The sequence below is a fragment of the Sulfitobacter sp. L-8 genome, assembly GCF_056859255.1.
The window spans coordinates 665,193-691,311 of sequence record NZ_JBSXOD010000056.1 but is presented as its reverse complement, the minus strand read 5'-3'; the positions used below and the strand labels follow the sequence as shown (position 1 = coordinate 691,311).

23 protein-coding genes are annotated in these 26,119 nt (G+C 56.5%); 12 read left to right on the top strand and 11 right to left on the bottom strand.

Going from position 1 to position 26,119, the window contains the following annotated elements; all coding sequences use genetic code 11:
- Positions 1–34: 34 nt before the first annotated feature.
- The 3 genes from AC13DE_RS20020 to AC13DE_RS20010 all read left to right on the top strand — a co-directional run bounded on the left by AC13DE_RS20020 (position 35) and on the right by AC13DE_RS20010 (position 5,322).
- On the top strand, positions 35–2,590 hold the full coding sequence (locus AC13DE_RS20020) for a penicillin-binding protein 1A (protein WP_446296709.1): 2,556 nt from the start codon (positions 35–37) through the stop codon (positions 2,588–2,590).
- Positions 2,591–2,694: 104 nt separating this feature from the next.
- A complete protein-coding gene (gene prfB / locus AC13DE_RS20015) occupies positions 2,695–3,819 on the top strand; it encodes a peptide chain release factor 2 (protein WP_446306430.1) in 1,125 nt (374 codons plus the stop codon).
- A 90-nt stretch (positions 3,820–3,909) separates the two neighbouring features.
- On the top strand, positions 3,910–5,322 hold the full coding sequence (locus AC13DE_RS20010) for an amidase (RefSeq protein ID WP_483048805.1): 1,413 nt from the start codon (positions 3,910–3,912) through the stop codon (positions 5,320–5,322).
- A 67-nt stretch (positions 5,323–5,389) separates the two neighbouring features.
- Here the strand turns inward: AC13DE_RS20010 and AC13DE_RS20005 are convergent, their stop codons facing one another.
- Positions 5,390–6,178, bottom strand: a complete 789-nt coding sequence (locus AC13DE_RS20005; RefSeq protein ID WP_483048804.1) for a helix-turn-helix domain-containing protein — start codon at positions 6,176–6,178, stop codon at positions 5,390–5,392.
- 213 nt (positions 6,179–6,391) lie between these two features.
- On the opposite strand from AC13DE_RS20005, the gene AC13DE_RS20000 reads away from it, so the two are divergent.
- Complete coding sequence (locus AC13DE_RS20000; RefSeq protein ID WP_483048803.1) at positions 6,392–6,736, top strand: hypothetical protein; 345 nt, start codon at positions 6,392–6,394, stop codon at positions 6,734–6,736.
- A gap of 5 nt (positions 6,737–6,741) precedes the next feature.
- Here the strand turns inward: AC13DE_RS20000 and ilvN are convergent, their stop codons facing one another.
- The 4 genes from ilvN to AC13DE_RS19980 all read right to left on the bottom strand — a co-directional run bounded on the left by ilvN (position 6,742) and on the right by AC13DE_RS19980 (position 11,540).
- Positions 6,742–7,302 (bottom strand): acetolactate synthase small subunit, encoded by a 561-nt coding sequence (gene ilvN / locus AC13DE_RS19995; protein WP_446298291.1) that lies wholly within the window; start codon positions 7,300–7,302, stop codon positions 6,742–6,744.
- A 76-nt stretch (positions 7,303–7,378) separates the two neighbouring features.
- Positions 7,379–9,130 (bottom strand): acetolactate synthase 3 large subunit, encoded by a 1,752-nt coding sequence (locus AC13DE_RS19990; RefSeq protein WP_483048802.1) that lies wholly within the window; start codon positions 9,128–9,130, stop codon positions 7,379–7,381.
- 327 nt (positions 9,131–9,457) lie between these two features.
- Positions 9,458–10,114, bottom strand: coding sequence for a response regulator transcription factor (locus AC13DE_RS19985; protein WP_446313972.1), 657 nt, complete (start codon positions 10,112–10,114; stop codon positions 9,458–9,460).
- Between the two features lie 19 nt (positions 10,115–10,133).
- On the bottom strand, positions 10,134–11,540 hold the full coding sequence (locus AC13DE_RS19980) for a cache domain-containing protein (RefSeq protein WP_483048801.1): 1,407 nt from the start codon (positions 11,538–11,540) through the stop codon (positions 10,134–10,136).
- A gap of 249 nt (positions 11,541–11,789) precedes the next feature.
- Between AC13DE_RS19980 and AC13DE_RS19975 the strand changes: the two genes are divergently transcribed.
- The 3 genes from AC13DE_RS19975 to AC13DE_RS19965 all read left to right on the top strand — a co-directional run bounded on the left by AC13DE_RS19975 (position 11,790) and on the right by AC13DE_RS19965 (position 16,354).
- On the top strand, positions 11,790–12,878 hold the full coding sequence (locus tag AC13DE_RS19975; RefSeq protein ID WP_446298295.1) for a TRAP transporter substrate-binding protein: 1,089 nt from the start codon (positions 11,790–11,792) through the stop codon (positions 12,876–12,878).
- 137 nt (positions 12,879–13,015) lie between these two features.
- Positions 13,016–13,984 (top strand): TRAP transporter small permease subunit, encoded by a 969-nt coding sequence (locus AC13DE_RS19970; protein ID WP_483048800.1) that lies wholly within the window; start codon positions 13,016–13,018, stop codon positions 13,982–13,984.
- 15 nt (positions 13,985–13,999) lie between these two features.
- Entirely contained in the window at positions 14,000–16,354 is a 2,355-nt protein-coding gene (locus tag AC13DE_RS19965; RefSeq protein ID WP_483048799.1) for a TRAP transporter large permease, read from the top strand.
- A gap of 149 nt (positions 16,355–16,503) precedes the next feature.
- On the opposite strand, the gene AC13DE_RS19960 is transcribed toward AC13DE_RS19965, so the two are convergent.
- The 3 genes from AC13DE_RS19960 to AC13DE_RS19950 form a co-directional block, all read right to left on the bottom strand.
- Positions 16,504–17,325 carry an arginyltransferase gene (locus AC13DE_RS19960; RefSeq protein ID WP_446298298.1) on the bottom strand — a complete coding sequence of 274 codons (822 nt, stop codon included), beginning with the start codon at positions 17,323–17,325 and terminating at the stop codon, positions 16,504–16,506.
- Positions 17,326–17,396: 71 nt separating this feature from the next.
- The gene (locus tag AC13DE_RS19955; protein WP_446298299.1) at positions 17,397–17,834 is read right to left on the bottom strand and encodes an RDD family protein; all 438 of its coding nucleotides are present in this window, start codon (positions 17,832–17,834) and stop codon (positions 17,397–17,399) included.
- Between the two features lie 68 nt (positions 17,835–17,902).
- Positions 17,903–18,310, bottom strand: a complete 408-nt coding sequence (locus AC13DE_RS19950) for a DUF2852 domain-containing protein (RefSeq protein ID WP_483048798.1) — start codon at positions 18,308–18,310, stop codon at positions 17,903–17,905.
- A gap of 227 nt (positions 18,311–18,537) precedes the next feature.
- On the opposite strand from AC13DE_RS19950, the gene AC13DE_RS19945 reads away from it, so the two are divergent.
- The 5 genes from AC13DE_RS19945 to AC13DE_RS19925 all read left to right on the top strand — a co-directional run bounded on the left by AC13DE_RS19945 (position 18,538) and on the right by AC13DE_RS19925 (position 23,929).
- Positions 18,538–21,348 (top strand): bifunctional [glutamine synthetase] adenylyltransferase/[glutamine synthetase]-adenylyl-L-tyrosine phosphorylase, encoded by a 2,811-nt coding sequence (locus tag AC13DE_RS19945; protein ID WP_483048797.1) that lies wholly within the window; start codon positions 18,538–18,540, stop codon positions 21,346–21,348.
- On the top strand, positions 21,345–21,617 hold the full coding sequence (locus tag AC13DE_RS19940) for a hypothetical protein (protein WP_446298302.1): 273 nt from the start codon (positions 21,345–21,347) through the stop codon (positions 21,615–21,617). Before AC13DE_RS19945 ends, AC13DE_RS19940 begins: the two co-directional genes overlap by 4 nt.
- A gap of 135 nt (positions 21,618–21,752) precedes the next feature.
- Positions 21,753–21,929, top strand: coding sequence for a hypothetical protein (locus AC13DE_RS19935; RefSeq protein WP_483048796.1), 177 nt, complete (start codon positions 21,753–21,755; stop codon positions 21,927–21,929).
- A 228-nt stretch (positions 21,930–22,157) separates the two neighbouring features.
- Positions 22,158–23,384: an RSP_2647 family RNA methyltransferase gene (locus tag AC13DE_RS19930; protein WP_483048795.1), complete on the top strand. Its 1,227-nt coding sequence runs from the start codon at positions 22,158–22,160 to the stop codon at positions 23,382–23,384.
- The gene (locus AC13DE_RS19925) at positions 23,384–23,929 is read left to right on the top strand and encodes an RSP_2648 family PIN domain-containing protein (RefSeq protein WP_446314058.1); all 546 of its coding nucleotides are present in this window, start codon (positions 23,384–23,386) and stop codon (positions 23,927–23,929) included. The genes AC13DE_RS19930 and AC13DE_RS19925 overlap by 1 nt, the downstream gene beginning before the upstream one ends.
- Here AC13DE_RS19925 and AC13DE_RS19920 read toward each other — a convergent pair.
- The 3 genes from AC13DE_RS19920 to AC13DE_RS19910 form a co-directional block, all read right to left on the bottom strand.
- Positions 23,926–24,609: a M48 family metalloprotease gene (locus AC13DE_RS19920; protein ID WP_446298306.1), complete on the bottom strand. Its 684-nt coding sequence runs from the start codon at positions 24,607–24,609 to the stop codon at positions 23,926–23,928. The genes AC13DE_RS19925 and AC13DE_RS19920 overlap by 4 nt on opposite strands.
- A gap of 141 nt (positions 24,610–24,750) precedes the next feature.
- Positions 24,751–25,938, bottom strand: a complete 1,188-nt coding sequence (locus AC13DE_RS19915; RefSeq protein WP_446314059.1) for a vWA domain-containing protein — start codon at positions 25,936–25,938, stop codon at positions 24,751–24,753.
- 3 nt (positions 25,939–25,941) lie between these two features.
- Entirely contained in the window at positions 25,942–26,115 is a 174-nt protein-coding gene (locus AC13DE_RS19910) for an apolipoprotein acyltransferase (protein WP_446298308.1), read from the bottom strand.
- Positions 26,116–26,119 lie beyond the last annotated feature (4 nt).

Below are 26,119 nucleotides of genomic sequence, written 5' to 3'. Positions count from 1 at the left end.
GTGGTCAAACCCTCCTTGCAAGGAACTGCCTCTCGTGTTTCGTATAATTCTGTCCTTCTTCGGAGGTATCTTTACAACCCTTACCATGAGCATCGGCATGGTGGCCCTGACCATCGGTGCGGTGTTCTGGATGTATGGCCGCGATTTGCCCAGTCATGAATCCCTGGCGCAATACACACCCCCGACGATCAGCCGGATTTACTCCGGTCAGGGGCGCTTGATCGACGAATTCGCCAAGGAACGCAGGCTTTTCGCGCCGGCCAACACCATTCCCCCGCTTATCAAGCAGGCGTTTATCTCGGCGGAAGACAAGAATTTCTATACACACGAAGGTTATGATCTGCGCGGCATCGGTGCCGCAGCCATCGATGCCGTGCGCACCGGCGGCAAGGACGTCCGGGGTGCGTCCACGATCACGCAGCAGGTGATGAAAAACTTTCTGCTTTCCGGCGACCGCCGGGCCGAACGCAAGATCAAGGAAATCATCCTCGCTGCACGGCTCGAGGAAAGTTTGCCGAAAGAAAAAATTCTCGAACTTTATCTGAATGAAATTTTTCTGGGGCAGAACTCGTATGGGGTAGCAGCGGCATCTCAGACTTATTTCAACAAGACCCTTTCCGAACTGGCCCCGCACGAGGCCGCTTTTCTGGCGTCTTTACCCAAGGCCCCGTCAGACTATCACCCCGTGCGCCGCAAGGAACGCCTGTTGCAACGGCGTAACTTTGTCCTGCGCGAGATGAAGGAAAACGGGTACATCAGCCAGGCTGTCTATGAAACCGAAGTCGCGCAGCCTTTGCGGTCCGTGCAGAACGGTGACTTTGAAAGCTTCAAGGCCGAACTGCCGCCGCGTGACTATTTTACCGATGAAATCCGTCGTCAATTGTCCGAAAACTTTGGCGAGGGCGAATTTTTCACGGGTGGTCTTACTGTGCGCGCCACCATCGACAACGAGATGCAGCCGATCGCGGCGCAATCGTTGCAACAGCAGTTGGAAGAATACGACCGCAGCATCGGTATTTGGCGCGGCACAGGAAAGACCATCGCCGCAGAAAAGTTGACCAGCGAAGCAAGCTGGCGCGAAGCGCTCTCCGGCCTGCGTGTCCCGCGCGACGTGGAGCTGGACAGCCCGTGGCTTCCTGCCGTGGTGCTGGGCTTGCAGGACGGTGGTGCCCGGATCGGTATCGAAGGCGTCGACGAAACGGCTGAGGGAAACTTTATCCCCGCAGAGGATGTGACGTGGGCCCGAAAGCGGCTGGACAACGGCAAACTGGGCGGTCGCGCTCAGGTGGCGGGCGATTTGCTCGAGGTCGGCGATGTCGTCCTTGTGCGACGCATGACTAGTGACAGTGATGGGTCGTTTATACGCTGGACGCTGCGCCAGATTCCCGAAGTGCAGGGCGGCTTTGTCGCGATGGACGTAAACACCGGGCGCGTAATCTCGATGCAGGGTGGGTTTTCCTACCAGGCATCCGTGTTCAACCGTGCCACCCAGGCCAAGCGGCAGCCTGGTTCCAGCTTCAAGCCTTTTGTGTATGCCGCTGCTCTCGATAGCGGGTACACGCCGGCCACAATCGTTGTGGACGCGCCGATTGAAATCGATACGCCGCAGGGGATGTGGCGCCCACGTAACTCCTCTAACAAGTTTTACGGGCCGACGCCGCTGCGCACCGGGATCGAACAATCGCGTAACCTGATGACAGTGCGTCTTGCCCAGGAAGTCGGTATGGACGTTATCGGCGATTATGCCGAGCGTTTCGGGGTCTATGACAATCTTGCGCCCGTCTTGGCCAATGCTCTGGGGTCTCAGGAAACCACCCTGTACCAGATGGTGTCGGCTTACGCGATGTTTGCCAACGGCGGTGAACGCGTGCAACCTACCTTGGTGGACCGTGTACAGGACCGCTATGGGCGGACAGTGTACAAGCACGATCAGCGCATATGTAACGATTGCCAACTGCCCACACTCGCGCCAGGCGTCGGGCCGCGTATCATCTCGAACCGCGAACGCGTCATGGACCCGATCACCGCCTACCAGTTGACCTCCATGATGAAAGGCGTTGTTGATCGGGGAACCGCCCGCGGGGCAGTGAACCTGCCTGTGCCGATCGCAGGCAAGACCGGAACGACCAATGATGCCAAAGACGTTTGGTTCATCGGTTTCTCCAGCAACATCGTTGCCGGGTGCTATATCGGTTTTGACAATCCGCGGTCTTTGGGCAAGCGCGCCTATGGGGCGGGCATGTGCGGGCCGGTGTTTCAGCGCTTCATGACCGAGGCCATCAAGAAATTCGGTGGCGGGCCGTTTGAAGTGCCCCCCGGCGGACGATTTATCAATATCGACCGTTTCAATGGTTCGCGCCTTTCCGACAGTGCCGCAGGCCCGAACGTTGTTGCCGAATATTTCCGTGATGGCGAAGAGCCACTGTTCGGGATCACTTTCGATGGTGGTTTTGCGATGGGTGCTGACCTGCCGCTGATGGATGAGCTAAATGGCTCGGGTGCACGCGAAGTCATTACCTCGACCGGTAAAAAAGCCCGAGTGGGGCCGAAGGCCAGCTTTGGCACGATCAGCTCCGGCGGGCTTTACTGACGGTTTTCTATTTTTGGCTAGCGCTTGCCCAGGTGGCGGCGCTGGTCTATTTGATACGCGGCCCCGGTATGACGGGGCCGCACTCTATTTAAAGGCAGAAAAGAATGCGCGCAGAGGCACAGAATACAGCAGATCAGATCACTAAATCTCTAGAACTGCTGGCACAGCGTTTGAACGTCGAAACCGCACCTTATCGCTTGGAAGAATTCAATGCGCGTGTTGAATCGCCGACGCTTTGGGATGACCCCGATGCGGCGCAAAAGCTGATGCGCGACCGTCAGGCACTGGTGGATTCCATCACCACCTACGAAACCATCAAGCAAGAGCTCGCGGACAATATTGAACTTATCGAATTGGGCGAGATCGAAGATGACGCCGAAGTGGTCAGTGAAGCCGAAGAGGCATTGAAAAAACTGGCCAAAACGGCGGCCCAGAAAGAGCTTGAGGCGCTGCTGGACGGCGAAGCGGACGGCAATGATACCTTCCTTGAAATCAACGCAGGTGCTGGCGGTACCGAAAGTTGTGACTGGGCAAATATGCTGTCGCGCATGTACGTTCGATGGGCTGAAAAGAAGGGCTATAAGGTTGAACTACAGTCCGAAAGCCCGGGTGAAGAAGCCGGCATAAAATCGGCGACCTACAAGATCAGCGGGCTCAACGCGTATGGATGGTTGAAATCGGAGTCCGGCGTTCACCGTCTTGTCAGAATCAGCCCTTTTGATTCCGCTGCAAAGCGCCACACTTCGTTTACCTCGATTTGGGTTTATCCGGTCGTAGATGACAACATCGATATCGAGGTGAACCCAAGCGATATCCGCGTCGATACCTATAGGTCATCAGGGGCGGGGGGGCAGCACGTCAACACCACGGATTCTGCCGTTCGCATCACCCACCATCCCACCGGTATCGTGGTCACGAGCTCTGAAAAATCGCAGCACCAAAACCGTGACATCGCAATGAAGGCACTGAAATCCCGATTGTATCAGATGGAACTTGACCGCCGGAATGCGGCCATCAACGAAGCCCATGAAAATAAGGGCGATGCCGGGTGGGGTAACCAGATCAGATCATATGTCTTGCAGCCCTATCAAATGGTGAAGGACTTGCGGACGAATTACGAAACCTCGGACACCAAAGGTGTTCTGGACGGTGATTTGGATGGCTTGATGGGGGCTGCGCTGGCGTTGGCGGTATCCGGGAAAAGCCGCGCTGAGGCCCAGGAAGGGTGACGGCTTTCCGGTAACTGCGCTTTTGCACCACCAGGGTCTTGTATACTTACCCGTCCTTGCGTCTGATGGGCGCAAATGGAGGGTGCATTGATGAATTTACTGGACATGGGTGCGTTGGCGCAATCGGAAGCGCTGGCAAACCGCAGCCTGAGCGCGGTGGAGCTTATGGAGGCTACACTAGATCGGATCGAGGCGGTCAACGGACGTGTGAACGCGATCGTATCCATGGTAGCGCGCGATGTTCTGCTGGATCAGGCGAGGGCGGCGGATGCGGGACGACGTCGCGGGTGGCTGCACGGTATCCCGATAGCGATCAAGGATCTTTCCGACGCCAAAGGCTTGCCGACGTCGAAAGGTTCGCCGCTTTTCGCCGGCAGCATTGCGGAAAACGACAGCCTGTTCGTTGCGCGGATCAAAGCCGCGGGCGCGATTGTCATCGGAAAAACCAACACGCCGGAATTCGGTTTGGGCAGTCACACATTCAACCCGGTGCATGGCGCAACACGCAACCCATATGACCTGAGCCGGTCAGCGGGCGGCTCTTCTGGGGGGGCGGCTGCGGCGTTGGCATCGGGTATGCTGAGCATCGCAGACGGGTCGGATATGATGGGCAGCCTTCGTAACCCGGCTGGTTGGAACAACGTCTACGGCATGCGCCCCAGCTGGGGCACCGTGCCTGCCGAACCCGAGGGGGATATGTATCTGCATCAGCTCGCGACGTCGGGGCCGATGGCCCGAAACCCGCGCGATTTGGCGGCATTGCTCGACACCATGACCGGAGCGGACCCCTGCCAGCCGTTGGGACGGACCCCATCAGCAAGTTTGCCTGCGTTGAACTCCATGCCTCACCGGCTGAAACTGGGTTGGTTGGGGGATTGGGACGGAGCGTTCCCGGTCGCTGACGGAATACTGGATTTGTGTTCTGACGCCTTGTCGGGTTTTGAAGGACTGGGCCACAAGGTCGAGGATACAGAAGCCCCGTTCGACGCCGAAACGATGTGGGAAAGCTGGATAACCTTGCGGTCCTTTTCCGTAGCCTCTGGTCTGGAATCAGTCTTTAACAATCCCGACCAGCGCAAACATCTGAAAAAATCCGCCCAGTGGGAGATCGAACGCGGGTTAGCGTTTTCGGCGATGCAAGTCCATAACGCCAGCGTCGTGCGGTCGCAATGGTTTCGCCGTGCGGCCGCTCTTTTCGATACTGTTGATGTGCTGGTTCTGCCCTCGGCACAGCTTTGGCCATTTGCGGTTGATCAGGAATACCCTACCGAAATTTCCGGTCGGCAGATGGATACCTATCACCGCTGGATGCAAGTGGTTGTTCCGGCAGGGCTAATCGGGCTACCGGTCGTCAACATTCCGGCTGGTTTCAACAAAAACGGTTTGCCCGGAGGTATCCAGCTTATCGGCCGTCAGGGCAGTGACACGCTTTTATTGCAACTCGCCCAGGAATGGCATGACGCGACGAATTGGCCCGGTAAGCGCCACCCTGAGCTGAGCTAGGCGGCGCGAGCAGTCACGCCTGACCGGGCGGTTGGGCGTGGCAGACAGGTCAGAGTTCGGGTAGATGTCACGCGAACTGAACATCAGGGCGGAGCAGGCGTCGGTGGAACGGTGCAAGCTGGTCTATCGTGTAAAAACCTTTGGCTCTGGCAGCTTGCAACACTGACGACGTGTTTTGCGGTATGTATTCATAAACCAGCCGGGTTACGCGCAGATCAACCGGGCTTTCCGGTACAGTCCGGGTAATGTATCCAACCCAAAAGTTGTTGTCGAATGACGCCACGCGGTGAAGGTAGTTGAACGACGACGTCATCGCACGTTTGCGCGAGGCGATGATCGCGATCCCTTCCTCTTGTTGCAAGATGATACCTCGAAATTCGCGAACTTCGCGTGTCGTCGGCAAGCTTTGCATCCGCACGGCCGTACTGGTTTCGTAGCCTTTCAAAAAGGTGTTTTGATCTTCTCGAAACACAAAAACCAGGCCGATGATAAAAAGATCTGGTTCAATAAAGCTTCGACGTGAGAATTTGTAAAACCCGCTGGGGAACACGTCCTCGGGCAGGCGACGTCTGCCGGAAACGAAATAATCGTTCACAAATGGCGCGAGCGAGCTGTACGAACTTTCGGCTTCTTCGGTGACCAACGGTTCAAGCAAGATACGCGCATCCACCTTGAAGAAATCGCATATACGCGCCAAGACATCAGGCCTTGGAAAACTCTCGCCTGAAAGATAGCGATTAAATTGTGTGCGGTTAATGCCAAGTTCAAGCGCCAAGGCAGTGACAGATTCATAATCCTTGGACAGCACCAATAAATTCGCACCGAATATGTTTCTGATCTCGGCGGGGGTATTCATGTGACGCTTTCAATTGCAGATAGCATAATTCAAACCTTCTCGGATTCGACCTACTTTGCAAGCTCATTGATCAAGCATCTGCCGGAGGTGACGCTAACTAGCGTCAAATTGCAACCCAGGTGACACAAAATCAAATTGTAACAACATCGACAAACTGTTGAAATGCCGCAATTATATTTACAAATTCGGAATTTTTTTTGAGGAGCCGCACAAATGTACGGAGTGGTTATTTGGAGTAGCGTCAAAGAAAAGAAAGCGGTTTTCTGGTGTGAAGATCACGGCGATCTTGTCTTTTTTCACAACCAAGAGGCTGTGGATGAAAATGCCGAACCCATGTTTGGCGCGGGGGACCTTGTTCAGTTCGACGTGTATCTTGATGCCAAAGTGCGCAAAGCACGCAATCCTAAGTTGATCCGTGAAAAAGCCAATCTGGAATTGACCGAGAAGCTGCGCCATCACGGCACTCTGTCACGCGCTGTTGAAAGACGCGGCCAGGTTCTTCACTTCTCGGCCCAGCCTCCGGTACCGACGCTCTCTGCCCAGATAAAGCACGCCTAAGCGGCCTAATTCCCGCGTGACAGCGCCGCGACCCCCGTACGCGCGACATCGGTTAACCCCAAGGGGCGCATCAAATCGGCAAAAGCGTCAATTTTATCCGGCGCACCGGTGATTTCAAAAACGAACGTTTCCAAAGTGCTGTCAACGACGTTGGCGCGAAAAATGTCGGCAAGACGCAATGCTTCGACCCGCTTGTCGCCTGTACCATTTACCTTGAACATCGCCAGTTCACGTTCAACCGAAGGACCTTCGACGGTAAGGTCATGGACCTCGTGCACCGGCACAATCCGCCCCAGCTGCGCCTTGATCTGCTCGATCACCTGCGGCGTGCCCGAGGTAACGATGGTGATGCGGCTGAGGTGACCGGTGTGGTCGACCTCTGCCACGGTAAGGCTGTCGATGTTGTATCCACGGCCCGAAAAAAGACCGATGACGCGCGCCAGCACACCGGGTTCGTTTTCGACCAGTACGGCCAGCGTGTGACGTTCGATCACATCCGAGAAATTGGGACGTAGGTTATAGGCGGAATGGCTGTTGGAGCCTTTTTTGATCTTTAGGGCTGACATGACACTGTCCTTTTTAGATTTGTTCAATCTCGGCGCGCGACCCCGCGCCGATGTGTTTCCTTGTGCCGTTCGCGGCTTAGACCAAGACCGATCCCTTGGCGTCGATCACACCCTGTGTATCGACACCGGCCAGCATCATGTCGTTATGCGCTTTGCCCGACGGGATCATCGGGAAGCAGTTTTCGTGTTTTTCCACCAGACAGTCAAAGATCACCGGCCCGTCATACTCCAGCATCTCCATGATCGCGTCGTCCAGATCGTCGGGGTCCGAACAGATGATACCCTTGGCCCCGAAGGCTTCGGCAAGCTTGACGAAATCGGGCAGGGATTCAGACCAGCTTTGGGAATAGCGTTCGCCGTGCAGCAGCTCTTGCCACTGGCGGACCATGCCGAGGCGTTCGTTGTTCAGAATGAACTGTTTCACCGGCAGGCCGTACTGCATCGCGGTGCCCATCTCCTGCATGTTCATCAGCCAGGATGCTTCGCCGGCAACGTTGATGACCAACGCGTCAGGATGCGCCATTTGCACGCCGATGGACGCAGGGAAGCCATAGCCCATGGTCCCCAGCCCACCAGAGGTCATCCAGCGGTTCGGATCTTCAAACCCGAGGTATTGCGCCGCCCACATCTGGTGCTGGCCGACTTCGGTTGTAATGTAACGGTCGTATTTCTTGGTCAGCGCCTCAAGCCGAGAGAGCGCGTATTGCGGTTTGATGATCTTGCCGCTTTGCTCGAACTTCAGACAATCTACCGCACGCCATTGTTCGATTTGCTTCCACCATTTTCCAACGGCTTCCGAATTCGTCTTGCGGCCGCGCGATTTCCAGACCTTCAGCAGGTCTTCAAGCACATGGCCTACGTCGCCAACGATGGGGATATCGACGCGGATGATCTTGTTGATCGACGACGGGTCGATGTCGATATGCGCTTTCTTCGATTTCGGGCTGAACATGTCGACAACGCCGGTGATCCGGTCGTCGAAACGTGCGCCGATGTTGATCATCAGATCGCAGTCGTGCATCGCCATGTTCGCCTCGTAAAGCCCGTGCATCCCCAGCATTCCCAGCCATTTGTCACCCGACGCCGGATAAGCGCCAAGCCCCATCAGGGTAGAGGTGATCGGAAAGCCCGTTCCATCGACCAGTTCACGCAAAAGCTGCGAAGCCGCAGGGCCGGAGTTGATGACGCCGCCGCCGGTGTAAAAAACCGGGCGTTTGGCATTTTCGATCGCCGAAACCAATTCGGTGATCTCTTCCATGTCGCCTTTTACCGGCGGCTGATAATGCGACGTCGATGGTTTCTTAGGGGTATAGGTGCCGGTCGCGAACTGCACGTCTTTGGGGATGTCTACCAGAACCGGGCCGGGGCGACCGCTGGTGGCCACGTGAAACGCTTCGTGCAGGACGCCGCCCAGCTTGTCGGTATCTTTGACAAGCCAGTTGTGCTTGGTGCAGGGGCGGGTGATGCCCACGGTATCGGCCTCTTGAAACGCGTCAGAGCCGATCATGAAGGTCGGCACCTGGCCCGTCAGAACAACCAGCGGAATGGAGTCGAGCAAGGCATCCGTCAGGCCGGTCACCGCATTGGTGGCACCCGGGCCCGAGGTTACAAGAACAACGCCCGGTTTTCCGGTCGAGCGCGCATAGCCTTCGGCGGCATGCACCGCGCCCTGTTCGTGACGAACCAACACGTGTTTGATACTGTTTTGCTGAAACACCTCGTCATAGATCGGTAGCACCGCGCCGCCGGGATAGCCAAATACGGTATCGACACCCTGATCAATCAGGGCTTGAACGATCATCTTCGCTCCGGTCATTTTACGTGTCATCTTGGTGCTCCGTCAGGCGGTGGTTTAGGTCAAAGTCAAATTTTATCGTAGCGCAAAAAAAAGCCCCCGGTTTTGACGGGGGCGCATGGTGACTGATATGGTCTGCCGTTACCGGCCCATGCGCGTATATCCTAGAATGACGACTAGTCCAGTCATAGCCCAAGGCTCCTTCTTACGTCTGGGGACATTATGAGGGGGGCAAAGGGGCGTCAATGCCCAATTTTATAAAAAAGTATCGTGGCCGCGGTATTTTCTTTCCATTTATTGCGCAAGCCGTCCGGGTTTTGGAGCATTCTCGAAATTACCGCGCGTTTGCGGTATCAGCGGCTAGAGTCGCACCCCGGTTCCCTGCAACACGCCATGTTCCAACGCATAGCGCGTCAAGCCGGCCGTGGACGAGATTCCAAGCTTGTGTTTGATGTTCTTTCGGTGGGTTTCGACCGTACGGACCGAAATGTCCAAATCTCGTGCAACGGCCTTGTTGGATTTTCCCTGTGCCAGTTGCAAAAGGATCGTCTGTTCGCGTTCTGTCAGGGTTTCGCGGGTGCCGGGCTTAGGATCCAGCGAACCTTTTGCCCCGGTGCAGAGGTATTTTTCGCCTCTCATCACTGTGTCGATTGCAAGCTTGATCTCGTCGGTGGGCACGTCCTTGAGAATATACCCCATCGCGCCGTGGCTCAGCGCCATGGAGATGTATTCGGGGTTATCGTGCATCGACAGGATGACGATACGGGTACCGGGGCACCGTTCCAGCATGATTTCGGTTGCGGATAGCCCGCCAAGCTCAGGCATGTTGAGATCCATCAATATCACGTCAGCTTTCAGGCTCTCGAACGAGTCTATGGCCGCGCGCCCGTTGCTCAGGCAGCCCACAACGTGAATATCGTCATAGCTTTCCAAAATTGACTGGATACCCTCCGCGACCATTGGGTGGTCGTCCACGATCATGACATTAATCGTTTTGGTTTCGATGGCATCAGACATTTTATCGTTGGTCCTCAGGTCAGGTCAGGGCAGGGCGTTTGGATTCGGGTGGCAGCATATGGCTAAGCGGTACCGTTGCGGTAATTTGTGTGCCGGTGCGGGCCGAAGCCTGAAGCTGCAACGTCCCGCCGAGCTGCTCTACCCGTTCTTGCATATTGCGCAAGCCCAAGCCACCCGATGTGTTGTTTTTCGCGATTCCCAATCCGTTATCGGAAATCACCAGCGTCGCACCTTGGCGGTGCCCGCGCAGGTCTACCTTGACTTCGGTGGCGCAGGCATGGCGTTCGATATTGGTCAACGCTTCCTGGGCAATACGGTACAGCGCGATTTTGGCGTCGTCGTCCAATCTGTTGCGAAACACCACCGTGTTGAAACTGCATTTGACGCCGGTCCGGCTGGAGTGTTGTTCAACAAGCGTTTTCAAAGCCGGACCCAACCCAAGATCATCCAGAATGCCCGGGCGCAGATCGCGGCTGATCCTGCGAACCTCTGACACCGCTTGCCCCAGACTATCGATGCCTTTGGCCAACGGTTCGGCTGCGCGGGGGTCCCCGCGTTCCAATCTGCGCCGGGTGTTTTCAAGCGCGTAGCGGACGCCGACAAGTATCTGGCTGATCCCATCATGCAATTCCCGGGCGACGCGACCGCGTTCTTCTTCCTGAGCATCAAAAACTCTCTGGGTAAGCTCTTTGAGCTTCGCATCGGCAAGGCGGCGTTCCCGAAGGTTGACGAACATCCCGGTGCCGAACACCAGCAACAAAGCAGCGACAGTGATGACACCAATATACAGGAACGTCCGCTGAACCCGCGCCAGCACATCCGACCGCGCGGTTGCCACACTGGCAAGCACATCGTCTATGAACACCCCTGTGCCCACTGCCCATTGCCAGCTGGGAAACGACGTTACATAGGTAATCATCTGCGCCTCTTCCCCAGTGGATGGCTTGGGCCACAGATATGTATGATATCCGCCACCTTGGCGCGCGATCTCGATCAACTCATCCACCACGGCGGTACCGCGGCTGTCCTTCTCACCGGCAAAGTTTCCATTGATCCTGTCTGTCTCTCTGGGGCTGACCAAAGCCGTCCCGTCATAATCATAGACGAAAAACTGGCCTTCCTCCCCATAAATCATGGCAGCGAGTATTTGTGCGACCCTTGCCTTGGCGGCCGTGTCATCAGGTGAAGCGGAACCGTAAACAAAATAGAAACCGTTACGCGCCTGAGTAACGTAGTTACGCAGCTCGACCTTCTTGGCATTCAACAATTCCGTTTCAAGCGTTGTGATCTCCCGAAGGGCAAGCGCCTTGGCCTGTAACGCGACTACAAAGGCGATGGCAGCAACAGCCAATACCAAGGGTACCGCCGCCAGCAACGTCAGCTTTTGGGCATAGGTAAGGGCAAATCGTGCGCGCAAGTTCTGCATCCGATTCTCTTAGTCTGATTTGACGACAAGTCAAAGGACAGGGACGCCGGTCTTTCTACTTGTGGTAACAAATTTCCCTAAATGGTTGTACTATTTGGCGTTTAACCGTGCTTTTTTATCAGCCTAATCGCGACCACTACGCAGTTATGGGTATTTCCATGTCATCAGTATACGATAATGTCCCCCACACTTGAAACGACCCGTGCGCGGTTGACGTACGGGCACTCTATACTCGGGAGGAGTATCCATATGGACCGTCGTTCATTTCTGAAGACATCCGCACTAGGCGGTACAGCCGCTGCCGCGACCACACTCGCCGCACCGCTCTACGCGCAAGGTAAGCGCACGTTGACCATGGTTACCGCTTGGCCCCGCGGTTTTGCGGTGCTTGATGACGCAGCGACCTACCTGAACAACATGGTCAACGAGATGTCCGACGGTAGCCTGACCATTGAAAAAAAGGCCCCCGGTGAACTGGTTGGCGCCTTCGAAGTGTTTGACGCGGTTTCTTCGGGTCAGGCTGATATGTATCACGCGGCTGATTACTATTTCATCGGTCAGCACCCCGGGCTGGCCTATTTCACCGCCGTTCCATTCGGTGGCACAGCGCAAGAGCTGACAAACTGGTACCTGCACGGCGGTGGTCATGACCTGCACAACCAGATCGGTGAAATCTTCAACATGAAGATGTTCCTGGCTGGCAACTCCGGTTCGCAATCGGGCGGCTGGTTCCGCAAGGAAATCAACTCTGCCGCTGACTTCAACGGCTTGAAATTCCGCATGCCCGGTCTGGGCGGCAAGGTTCTGGGTAAACTGGGCGCGTCCGTTCAGAACATCCCAGGTGGCGAACTGTACCAGGCGCTGTCCTCGGGTGCGCTCGACGGGCTGGAGTGGGTTGGTCCGTTCGCGGATGAACGCGCGGGTTTCCAGGAAGTCGCGAAGATCTACTACACCGCTGGTTTCCACGAGCCAGGTTCGGGCCTGACCGCTTCGGTCAACCTCGACGTGTTCAACGACCTGACACCGGCGCAGCAAAAGATCATCGAATACGCGTCAATGGCCACCACGCACACCGGTCTGGCCGAAACACTGGCCAACAACGGTGCCGCCTTGGCCCGTCTGCAGCAGCAGGGTGTGAAAACCATGCAGTTCCCCGATGATGTTTGGGATGCGTTCGGTGCCGCTTCGAAAGAGGTCATGGACGAAAACATGGATGACACGCTGTTTGCCGACATCCGCAACAGCTTCGAAGCATCGTTGGCGTCCTCGGCTGAATGGCTGTCGAAATCGGATGCCTATTACGTCGAACAGCGCCAGCGCGTTTTGGGCAAAGCATAAGTTTAGAACAGACCTTGAACAGGGGCCGCTTTCGGGTGGCCCCTGTTTGCGACTTCGTCCCTTGGCGCGCCGGGGGCTTTGAATGATTTTTCGCATTAAGCCCGCGTGAACAGCAGGGCATGTGAGAGGGGGGATTAATGGCAGAAGATGCAGTTTGCGCAGGATTTTTCCGCGCGGCGGAAGGCGCAAAGATAAGCTGTTTGGATCAGTTTCAAGATGGAAATCTTGTGAACTTCTTTTTCGGCAACGTTCTCGAGGCGTTTTACAACTTCTTTGCCGCTCTCCTGAACCCGGGAATGTGGCTGGATTGGTCGAACAAAGAATCCTTGATGCGGTTCATCTATTACGGGGCGTCAGTCGAACTGTTTTTCGTGCTCCTAATCGGATTGCTGATCGTTACAGCCTTCGGCATCTGGAGCCGGCGGTTCATGTGGGGGTGCGTTCGGGGACTGGAAGGGTTTGCCAATGCGACTGGCCGGTTCTTTGCCTGGGCCGGTTTGCTGATGGTCTTGCAGCAGATCATCATCGTCTTCATGCAACGTATCTTTACCCGCCCCGACATATCGGTCGGTTTCGGCATCCCTCTCCAGTTCGATATCAGCTGGTTCGCCGAAGAATTGAAACTTTTCAATGCGTTGGTGGTCACTCTTTGTGTGGCATATACATTTGTCCAGGGCGGGCATGTCCGCGTTGACTTGTTTTATGCCGGGGCAAGGTTCCGCACCAAGCGGGTAATAGACATGCTGGGCGCGATGTTCTTCATGATCCCGTTCGCCATTGTGACGTGGTTATATGGCTGGTTTTTCCTCTGGCGCCATTTGGTAACGCCGAACCCGTCTGCGTCTGATCGGCTTGACCTGCTGTTGCGCAAATCACGGCTGTTGAAATGGAATGTGGAAACCATCGGGTTTTCTCCGAATGGGTTCAATGGGTATTTCTTGTTCAAAATCCTGCTTTGCGCATTCTGTGTCATGGTAATTCTGCAAGCGATATCAACATTTTACCGCGCTTTGTTAGAGTTCCGTGAAGGGCCGGAAAGCGAAGATAAATATCTCGACCGCGATACGTTGGGCGAGGGCGAAGAAGCCTATGAGGGCACACACTAATTTAAGGGGCGTCCCATGCTACTTGGTCTGGACGGGGTCGAAATTGGCCTGATAATTGTTTTTGCCTGTCTGTTCGGCGGCATTCTTTCTGGCTTCCCGGTGGCTTTTGCCATCGGCGGGGCTGGTATCATTTCCTTCGGTATCATCGCCGCGCTCGATAGCGCCGGTTTGTTGGTGCACCAGGCGATTGATCAGTCATCACAGGCTTACCGTGATTTGGTGAATTCGGGTGTTCCAAATGATGCGGTATCGGTGTTCCGCTATCCCGACTTGCCACGCATCGCTGAATCGGTATTCCCACAAGGGTGGGAAGTCGCGTTGGATCGAAACGTAAGCTTTATCGTCAACAGGATGAACGAACGGGTACTTGCCGGCCAATCCATTGAGACATTGCTGGCCGTTTTGATGTTCGTGCTAATGGGCATTACCCTGGAGCGGTCGAAAATTGCGAATGACCTGCTGACCACCATGGCGCGGGTGTTCGGGCCGCTGCCCGGCGGATTGGCCGTTTCGATCGTTGTAGTCGGTGCGTTTCTCGCCGCCTCGACCGGGATTGTCGGCGCAACAGTCGTGACAATGGGTTTGCTGGCGCTGCCGACGATGCTGCGCAATAACTACTCTCCTGAAATCGCGACGGGTGTTATCGCGGCGTCCGGCACGTTGGGTCAGATCATTCCACCATCGATCGTGATCGTTTTGCTTGGAACATTGGCGGGCGATCTCTATTCCGCCGCGCAAGAAGCCCGAGCAAGTTCAGTGGGTTGTACCGATGCTTTGACGTATCTTGGTCAACCAGCCGTGGTGTCAGTCGGGACATTGTTCCAAGCGGCATTGCTGCCTGGGATCATGCTGGCTCTGCTTTATGCACTTTACGCTTTTGTCTATGCTTTGATGAATCCGGAAAAGGCGCCTGCTGTTCCGATGGGGGCAACGAACGCCGAACCCATCACGCGCGGGGAAGGCTTTACCTGGTTGCTTGGCCTGCCGATCCTGTTGATCGTGGGGACAATTGTTCTGGGCAACCTGAACATTGTCGGCAGTCAATCCACCGTCGTTTCAAGCTTTAGCGACATCGGTGCCGGTGCGAGCCTGCGCACGAATGTCGGTGATGAATGCAAGGCTGCGATGATTGACCTGCACGGGCAAGACGCGTGGGACACGGCAGTAGCAGAGCAGGCCGCGATTGAGGCCGCGGGTGGCCAGCAGGCCAGCGAAAAGCTTTCCGAAGCCGCGCTGGAACAAAAGCAAGCCGACAAGGTCGCCGCAGCCGCCCCGATCGGTACGGGTATGGCGATCATCCTGGTGATGCTGGCACTGGTGTTGACGACAGCGCGCGGCGTATCGCCGTCGTCGGACGCGCGGCCACTGATTATTGGTGCAATCGGACTGGTCCTTGCGGTCTTGGTAGACATTGTGCTGATCAGTCCGACGACATCATCGGGTACTTTGGTCTTGCTGATGCTGCTTCCGTTTGTGGCGATCATGTATGGTGTGGTTTACGGCCTTAAACGCTGCGCGACCAACGAACTGATCCGGGTGGTGTTCCCGCCGCTTGTGCTCATCGTTGCGGTGCTTGGTTCCATCTTGGGTGGGATCACCAACCCGACCCCGGCGGCGGCTCTTGGTGCCGGTGGGGCGATCATGCTGGCGGCCTATCGCAAGTTGAAAGACATGGACCGTTCGCCCAAGATCATCATCTGGTCGACCCTGGCGATCCTGATAAGCATCCTGGTCGGGGTCAACTTTGACCTTCGGATCAACCAGGAAGGTGTGAGCTTTGAAAGCTGGTTCGCATTCTTTGTGGCCTATGGGGCATATCTCTACGCCGTGTTCGGACTGCTGTTCTCGTGCTGGATATTGTACACGTCCGGCGTGCTTAGCCCGGTGGTCCGCGAAACTGCCAAGGTTACGTCGATGGTGTTCACCATCCTGATCGGCTCGCAGTTGCTGAACCTGGTGGTGATCTCGTTTGGCGGCGAACACTACATCCAGCAGTGGCTGAAAAGTTTTGATAACGAGCTGACAGTCTTCTTGATCGTGATGCTGGTGCTCTTTGTTCTGGGTTTTGTTCTGGACTTCCTCGAGATCATCTACATCGTCATTCCGATTGTCGGACCGGTGATCTATGGCGGAACATTCGACCCCAAATGGGTAACCATCATGATCGCGGTGAACTTGCAGACGTCTTTCCTGACACCGCCGTTTGGCTTTGCGCTGTTCTACCTGCGCGGGGTGGCCCCGGCGAGCGTGACCACCGCGCATATTTACCGTGGTATCATCCCGTTTGTGTTGATCCAGGTCGGTGCGCTGGCCCTGCTGTGGATGTTTCCGGCCATCGTCACGATTGTGCCGGACCTGATCCCCAACTAGCTTCCGGCACGGTTCGACACGTATCATGCACAAGGGCACCCCTGGGGGTGCCCTTGTTACGTTCATGGATCAAAATAAAGAGTTGTGATCGCCACGCGGCTGGCCTCTCGGAAAGCCAGCCAGCCAGCGCTGGAGCGACCTACACAGGGTCAGTGGTTGCTTTGACTTAGATCAGGCAGTGCGATGTTGGCCACCTGTTCGGCAATGGGCGCCGTGTTCAAGGGATGATCGTCCGTCGAAAACGCGTTTGGGCTGCGAACCTTTTGCCAAGATCCACCAATATACACCTCAAGCCCCGAGAATTTGGCCTTGTATCCCATTTTCTGGCTGCCCGGCACCCAATAGCCAAGATAGACATACGGTAACCCCGCGTTTCGGGCGATTTCGATATGGTCGAGGATGATATAATTCCCCAGGCCATTTTGCGGGCGGTCGGGGGTGTAGAATGAATAAACCATACTAACACCGTCGCCCAACACGTCCGTAAGGCAAACGCCTATCAGATCTTTGGTTTTGGCATCTGAATATTCGATGACGCGACTGCGGATCGGGGTTTCTTCGATCATCGCGGCGAATTCGAAGACATCCATGTCTGCCATGCCGCCATCGGCGTGACGGCTATCCAGATAGCGCCGGAACAGTTCATATTGGTCTTCGGTGGCCCAGGGCGACGTCGCCCGGCGCAACAGACCACTATTGCGCTTGATCGTACGTTTCTGGCTTTTGCTGGCGACAAAGTCAGCCACGTTTATGCGCGCAGACAAACACGCCGAACAATCGGCGCAGGACGGGCGATACAGCACATTTTGCGATCGTCTAAAGCCCTGGCCTGACAGGCTGTCGTTCAATCTTGTGGCAGCTTCGCCCTGCAAAGCCGTAAACAGCTTTCTCTCCATCCGCCCCTCGAGATAGGGGCAGGGTTGGGGGGCTGTCACATAGAATTGTGGGGCTATGGGAAGAGTATGGCGCATGATGATCCGTCGTTGCTTGGGCAAGACTAACAATAGCGGAAAAATACGCCAAGCCCAACTTTTGACTTTAGTTAGTTTTCGCGGCGACAGTTCAAGGGGACAGTTCCCAGGATCAGGTCACTTAACCCTTGGTTCCGCGCGGTGGTACCCATCAAAACCACCGAAATAAGCTGAAGCGGCATCATTCCTACGCTTACTGTGTAGCCCAGTGTATGGGCGAACGCGGTTGCGGTGTCGAATTTCTCGTCTCTCGAAGTACGAAGCTCCATCCCCATCAGGCGCATGCCCCAGGTGGCGGAACCTCTCGACAGGGTGATGAAACGATACAAAAAACCGATCATAAGAAGAAGGACCGGGAAGTAAAAAAGAGCGGTGAAGGCTGTGAACGGTAGCACGACAAGGCTTGCCACCAGTATCAACACAGCATCGACCACCCAAGCCAGCAAACGCTTGGTAGGGATGCCACTGTAAAATTCCGGCTGGCTGTCAGGATCTGGCGTCAGTGTCATCTTGTTTCCTGCATCATAGGTTGGTTGCGCCCCCCGGATAGTCGGGGGGCGAAGGCTGTTCAGGTCGTTCAGGATGTTTGCGCGTCCTGTTCTTTTGGTGTGCGTTCGGCCATGAACTGGTCAAACTCGGCTTTGTCCTTGGCTTCGCGCAGCCGGGCTAGAAACGCTTCAAAGTTGCTTTGTTCCTCTTCCAGGCGCGCCAGGGTGTCGGCTTTGTAGGCGTCAAACGCCGCGTTGCCTGTCGAACGGCTGCCAAAGTTGCGGGCGGTGCTGCGTTTGGCACAGGATGAAGATTTAAACATGCGTTTGCTCCAGATCATGTAAGCGAGAAGGGCGAGGCCAACAGGCCAGAAGGCGATAAAACCGACGACCATGGCGGCGATCCAAGCGGCTTTACCGCGGGCGTCCAGAAAGTCTTCGGCGCGACCCAGCCAGTTGCGGCCAGTGGCGAAAGCAGGTGCATAGGTTTGTGACATCAAGTTACCTTTCGGTCAAAGTGTGATGGCCCAGAACACTGCGGGCCGGTCCGGTGTGTGGCAATGTGAATGCCTTTCACATTGAACTAGATCATCACTCGTCACACGCTTTGCAAGGCCCTATGTGAATCTTTTTTACATACAAAGGCGTTTTTCGCTACGGGACGGGTTCGCGCACCCATACAGCCCCATTGACCTGCCCATTATTACCAGCGAATGCTAGGGATATGACAACACTCGCCAGCCAGCTGACCCGTACGCCGCGCATCTTTCAGTCTGAACAGGCCCAGGATGCGCGGGCCCTGTTCCCGGATCTGGCACCGGAAGTGTCTGAACTGGTCGCGGGGGCCGGGTCGACGTCCCCGTACCTGCTTGGTCTCATGCAAAAGGAAACCGACTGGTGTGCGGCGGCCTTCACCGACCCTGAAGCGGCGGTTCATACAGTGATTTCCCGCCTGGCAGAAGTCCCCCCGGACCAGCTGGCGCAGCAGTTGCGCCAAGCCAAGCGGCGCGTGGCATTGATGACGGGCCTGGCCGATCTCGCCGGCGCGTGGCCGCTTGAACAGGTTACCGGTATTTTGACAAGGCTTGCAGATGCTGCTTGCAGTGCGGCGCTGACCTCGGCGCTTCGCACCCAGATCAAACGCGGAAAACTGCCGGGCATGTCAGAGATTGATGCCGAAAGCGGGGCAGGCATGACGGTGCTGGCAATGGGCAAGATGGGCGCGGCAGAGCTGAACTACTCTTCTGATATCGACCTGATTTGCCTGTTCGATGAAAGCCGGTTTGATCCATCCGACTTTCATGATGCCCGCACCGCCTTTGTCCGTGCGACCCGCGCGATGAGCGGGCTGCTGAATGACCTGACCGGGGACGGTTATGTGTTCCGCACCGATCTTCGGCTGCGTCCCGATCCTGCGGTCACGCCGGTTTGCATGGCGATGGAAGCGGCAGAGCGTTATTATGAAAGTCTCGGGCGCACGTGGGAGAGAGCGGCCTATATCAAGGCGCGCCCCGCGGCCGGCGATATCGATGCCGGAGACCGGTTTCTGACGGCATTGCGTCCTTTCGTATGGCGGCGACATCTGGACTTCGCGGCGATTCAGGATGCCCATGACATGCGGCTTGCCATTCGCGAACACAAGGGGCTTGGCGGTCCCATAACGCTGGCCGGACACAATATGAAGCTGGGCCGTGGCGGCATCCGCGAGATCGAATTTTTCACGCAAACCCGTCAATTGATATCGGGGGGGCGCGACCCGGAACTCAGACTGCGCGGAACCTGTGAAAGCATGGCTATTCTGGCGCAAAAAAACTGGGTCCCGGATGATGTGGCCGCCACCTTGACCGATCACTATCGGGCCCATCGAACCGTCGAACACCGTGTCCAGATGGTACGTGATGCGCAGACCCATACATTGCCGCAGACCGACGAAGGCTTTGGCCGATTGGCGGCGATGATGGACATGGATGTGTCTGATCTGCGCAGCGATCTGCACAGCAGACTAAGCGAAGTACACCATCTGACCGAAGGCTTTTTCGCCGGTTCGGGCCAGCACACACCAAAGGTAAAACCGGACGAATCGACCTTTGATAGCGCGGTTCTTGACCGTTGGCTTAGCTATCCCGCACTGCGTAGCCCCCGCGCGGCCGAACTTTTTGCCGAACTGAAGCCCGGCTTGTTGTCGCGGCTGTCGCAGGCGACCAAACCGGCCGAGGCCTTGCTGGCTTTCGATGGTTTCCTGGGCGGCTTGCCCGCCGGGGTTCAGTTGTTTTCCCTGCTCAAGATCAACCCGCAACTGGCTGACCTGCTGATCGACATCGTAAGTACATCGCCCGCTTTGGCGGCGCATCTGTCACGTAACGCCGGCGTCTTCGATGCGGTGATCGGCGGCGACTTCTTCAGCGATTGGCCCGGAGAGGAGGCACTGGCGCAAAACCTGTCCGAGGTGCTGGAGGCCGAAGGCGATTACGAAGCCCGCCTTGATACCTGCCGCAGATGGGCGCGAGAATGGCATTTCAGGGTCGGCGTGCACCATCTGCGTGGGTTGATCGGTGCTCCCACGACCGGCACACAATATGCAGATCTTGCAAGGGCAGTGCTGCGCGCATTGTGGCCGATCGTGATCGCGGAATTCTCGGGCCGCCACGGACCGCCTCCGGGGCGCGGTGCGGTTCTGCTTGGTATGGGGTCGCTTGGTGCACGCAGGCTGACCGCGACGTCGGATCTTGACATGATCGTGATATATGATCCGGACGGCGTGGAAAATTCTGACGGAAAACGCCCGTTGGCAACGCGTCAGTATTACGCGCGACTAACGCAAGCAATGATCACCGCGATGAAAGCGCCGATGGCGCATGGGAAGCTTTACGAAGTCGATATGCGCCTGCGCCCGTCCGGCAATCAGGGGCCGGTCGCAACCAGTCTGGCAAGCTTTGAAACCTACCAGAAGGAACAGGCGTGGGTTTGGGAACACCTGGCGTTGACCCGTGCCGACCCCGTTGTGGGCCCCGAGGATTTGATGCAGGACGTCAGCGCTTTGTGCGAACAGATACTGCGCCAGCCGCGTGACCGATTTCAGGTTTTGCACCAAGTCGCGGATATGCGCACGCGGCTTGCGGCAGCCAAGGGGGCAGGTGGGATCTGGGATGCAAAGAACGGACCCGGCGGCATGCAGGATATCGAACTTTTGGCACAGGGTGGGGCGCTGTTGTCGGGGATCGGCGCGTGGAACCTCACGCAGGGTCTGGACGCCGCTGCCGCCAACGGTGTGATAACGGTACAACAAGCAGAAACGCTAAAAAACGCTTACGCCACCTATTGGTCCCTGCTGTCGGCCACACGGCTGTTGTCGCCTGCGATCTTGCAACGTGATGCATTGGGGCAAGCGGGGGCTGCGTTTCTGGCACGTGCGCTGAATTGTAACGATCTCGACGTGTTGGAGGCGGATCTGGAACAGACCTATAGCCAAGCCGCCGATATCATAAACAGCAGTTTGGCAGCCTATGCGGTTGATCCTGAAAAGAGCGAGCAATGAACAAGGGCGACGCGCACGACCCGAAAGGGCTGATCTTTGAATCCTATCAAATCGAAGGCATCACCAAATCTGAATGCCGCACGATATTTCTGGATTGGGCGTTGAGCCTGCCGCTCGAGACCGAAACCGGCCGCACCATCCGTCACATGTTGGCGCAGTATGGTACGAACGCACCCGATCACCCGATGACAGAGGTTCTGGAAGAAGGGCTGGTCAGCATCGCCGCTCCCCGCAGGCGTGGCGGCTGGAAAAGCCGTCAAAGAAACTGAATTATGACCATAGCGTGCAAAATTTCCCTGATGATGCCTTGGCGGTGAAACTCTCTTGCCCAAATGCCGCCTTAATCTTGCGTCAAAACCGGTATTGTTAATCAAACGCTGACAATCCTGCACAGGGAGAGAACGATGAAAACATCTAAACTAATTTTTGTTTTGGTCTTGGGCGCATTGGCTTCTGGCTGCGCCGCGGCAGAATTCAACAATGATAACGGTCTGGTCGATCGATCAAGCTTCAGTATGGTGGCGTTCGGTTTCGAGGACGCTCCGAACCTTTCGCCGGTCGGCGCGAACTTGGCCCGGTGAACTCTCCTGACCTGACGCCTGGTAGCGATGCGGGGTCGTTGGGCGATACCCGGGATCGCAGACCAGCACGAGACTTGGGTCGAAGGCAGGTAAGCAAGCCCACGCTTGCGAACGGAGCCGGTAACGCAAAGTCGGACCGCAAAGCAGCTATCCGCCAGTCAGGGCGGGTTTTTGAAAAAGTCACACTCTGAGCTTTCCCCAGACAGCGGAACCCACTACAGGGTCAGTATGACAACGCCTCTTTCCCCCACCGCCTCACCCGATCCGAATAACTTGCCAGTGGTTCGCCTGCTGCCCAAAGCCAATGCGCGCGCCATCCGTCATGGGTTCCCTTGGGTCTATGCCAATGAGATGGTTGTCGATCGACGCACCAAGGCATTGGCCCCCGGTACTCTTGCGGTACTGGAAGATAGCGCACGCCAGGTGATGGGTATCGTCGCGGTTAACCCGCTTTCAAAGATATTTTGTCGGATGCTCGACCAGAACGCCGAGGCTGAGGTGAACCAGAGCTGGTTTGAAGGCCATATCAACCGGGCTTTCCAGCTTCGTGATCAACTGTATGATGCGCCGTATTATCGGTTGATCCACGCTGAAGCCGATGGATTGCCTGGAGTGGTGATTGACCGGTTCGGAGATACGGCAGTGATTCAGGCAAACGCAGCCTGGGCCGACGTTCATCTTGATACGCTGACGGCAGCGCTGATTGAACAGACCGGCGTGAAAAACGTACTGAAAAATGCCGCCGGTCGCACCCGGGCGCTGGAAGGGTTGGACGATGTAAGCGGCGTCTTGCATGGAGAAGCACCCAAGGTGGCGGTCCCGGTGCGCATGAACGGCGCTATCTACATGGCTGATCTGACCGGGGGGCAGAAAACCGGAATCTTCTATGACCAACGCCCGAACCACGCGTTCGCCGCGCAGCTTTCCAAAGGCAAACGCGTCCTGGACGTTTTCGCCCATGTCGGCGGCTTTTCCCTGGCCGCCCTGGCAAACGATGCGGCATCCGCACTGGCTGTGGATGGATCGGCTCCGGCGCTGGAGTTGGCCCAGCAGGGTGCCGATGCCATGGGGGTCGGCGACCGGTTTGACACCCGCCAAGGCGACGCCTTCGATGTTCTGACCGCGTTGCGGTCCGAAGGGGCCGAATTTGATGTCGTGATCTGCGACCCTCCCGCGTTTGCACCGGGCAAGCCAGCCCTGGACGCGGGTCTGAGGGCCTATGAAAGGGTCGCGCGACTTGCTGCGCCGTTGGTCGCGGAAAACGGCATTCTTGCGTTGTGCTCTTGTTCGCATGCGGTGGATCTGACCCAGTTTCGGACCGCTTCGGTGCGCGGCATAGGTCGGGCAGGCCGTCGCGCCGCGATGCTTCACACCGGGTTTGCCGGTCCCGATCACCCACAGCTTCCACAGCTTGCCGAGACCGGATACCTCAAGTCGTTGTTCTTTCGTCTCTGATGCCGGGGCGCATTCTGCTTGATGCGTGTGTGCTATACCCGACCGTCATGCGCGAAATGTTGATCGGGGTGGCTGGCAAAGGCGCATTCACCCCATTGTGGTCGCCCCGCATTTTAGAAGAATGGGCCCGTGCCGCGATCAAGATCGGCCCCGAGGGAGAGACCTGGGCCCGTGCCGAAATCGCGTTGCTTCGTTCTGGCTGGCCAAAGTCTGAAATTCAACCTCGGAGTGGTCTGGAACAGCGACTGTACCTGCCGGACGAAAACGACATTCATGTGCTGGCGGCGGCGATAAGCGGCAGCGCCGATATGATCATGACCCTGAACAAAAAAGATTTTCCAAGACATACCCTGGCGGAAGAGGGATTGGAACGTATTGACCCCGACGGATACCTCTATGCGTTGTGGTTGAAAGATCGCACAATCGTCGAACAGGTGGCAAATGACGTCACGGCCCAAGCGCACCGACTGTCAGGCGAGGACTGGACCCCGCGCGCGCTGCTGAAAAAGGCGCGGATGCCCAGATTGGCAAAGGCGCTGTCTTAGCTGTCCCAGCGGTTCTGCAATACTTTCAGGGCGGTGATCCGATCTTGGGTCTTCGGATGGCTCATCAGCCATGCTGGCACGGTCCCATGGTTGCTTTGGGTCAGCGCTTCGAGCTTTTCGAACAGCGATATCTGCGGTCTGACCCCGATCCCCGCCTTGGTCAGCAGTGCGGCGGCGTAGGCGTCTGCCTCGTATTCGTCGCCCCGTGAAAGCCGCGCCGCAAGCATCGTGGTGACCATGTTCGCCAACCATATGCCAATACCGGGGATCAATCTGCCCAACACCATCCCCAGTGCCGCGCGCATCGCATTCTGACCCGAGAAGTCTATCATCCGCCGTCGAGAATGACCCAAAGCGACATGTCCAAGCTCGTGCGCGATGACACTGGCGAGCTCTTCGGCGGTGACCGCACCAGCCTTGAACTGGTTATAAAACCCACGGGTTATGAAAATCCGTCCATCCGGCGCGGCCAGACCGTTGACCGGGGCGACCTCGTAGATATGCACCTTGATACGGGGAATATCGAGCGCCCGCGCCATGCGCATGCTCATCTCCCGCAGGGCAGGGTCTATCAGTTCGGTGGATTTGCGGTCGAGCTCCTTGGCGGTTCGCCATGCGGAAAACCGATACATTGCAAGCCCATATAACACGGCGAGCAGGATGGGGAGGAAACGTATCATCACATCAATATCGGGGGTGACCGGCCTGAGGACAAGGGAAGATGAGTATTTGAAAAAGGGTGAATGCCGTCACGAAAGAAGTGGCGCAAGACGGTGTAGGCATGCGTGGAACGGCGGTGTCAGACGGGGTACCTGTTATGGCTAGCGGGTAAGAGCCTTCATTCCGCGGCTTAAACCTTCGAGGGTCATCGGCACCATCGCGTCGTTACCGAAGATTTCCTGAACCATTTTGATGGATTGGGTGTAGGGCCAATATTTTTCGGGGATTGGATTGATCCACAGGCTGCTGTTCCACTGTTCGCGGGCACGGGTCAACCAGACCGACCCCGCTTCGGGGTTCCAATGTTCACTGGCCCCGCCGGGGTAGGCGATCTCGTAGGGAGACATGGACGCATCCCCCACAAAAATGCATTTGTAATCAGGGCCATAGGTGCGCAGCACGTCCAGCGTACTTTGTTGTTCGGCCCAGCGTCTGCGGTTGTCGCGCCAAACGCCTTCGTAGAGGCAATTATGAAAATAGAAATATTCAAGGTGTTTGAATTCAGCTTTTGCTGCGCTGAAAAGCTCTTCGACGGTCTTGATGTGGGGGTCCATTGATCCGCCAACGTCAAGGAACAACAGCACTTTCACCGCATTGCGGCGCTCGGGGCGGGTCTTGACATCGAGATACCCGTGTTCAGCGGTTGCCCGGATGGTACCGCTTAGGTCAAGTTCGTCATCTGCGCCATCGCGCGCCCAACGGCGCAGGCGTTTCAAGGCAACCTTGATATTGCGCGTGCCAAGTTCGACCGTGTCATCAAGGTTCTTGAATTCGCGCTTGTCCCACACCTTGACGGCCCGTTGGTGGCGCGACTTATCTTGGCCGACGCGCACCCCTTCGGGGTTGTACCCGTAGGCACCGAAGGGTGACGTGCCTGCTGTCCCGATCCATTTGTTCCCGCCCTGGTGGCGTTTTTTCTGTTCTTCAAGACGTTTTCGCAAGGTATCCATCAGCTTGTCAAAGCCGCCGGCGGCTTCGATTTCGGCTTTTTCTTCGGGGCTGAGGTGTTTTTCCGCCATTTTCTCGAGCCAGTCGTGCGGGATATCAACCGCTTCGAGGACATCATCGACGGAAATATTTTCCAGCCCCTTGAACGCCGCCGCGAAGGCCTGATCGAACTTATCGATATTGCGTTCGTCTTTGACCATGCTGATGCGCGCGAGATAATAGAATGCATCGATATCATAGGTTGCCAATCCGGCCGCCATTCCGTCAAGAAAGGCGAGAAATTCGCGCATGCTAACGGGCACTTTGTGACGACGCAGCTGTTCAAAGAACGGTAGGAACATCGATCAGGCCCCGGCGAGGGTTCGGTGTACGATTACCGTGAGGATCATACCGACGATGATAAATGCCATCGCATATCCTGCCGCATATTGCGCAATATCCTTGCGGTTACCGTTTCTTTTGCGGGCGGTATATCCCCCCAGCAATGCACCGACGATAGCGAAGAGTAGTACAATCATTTTA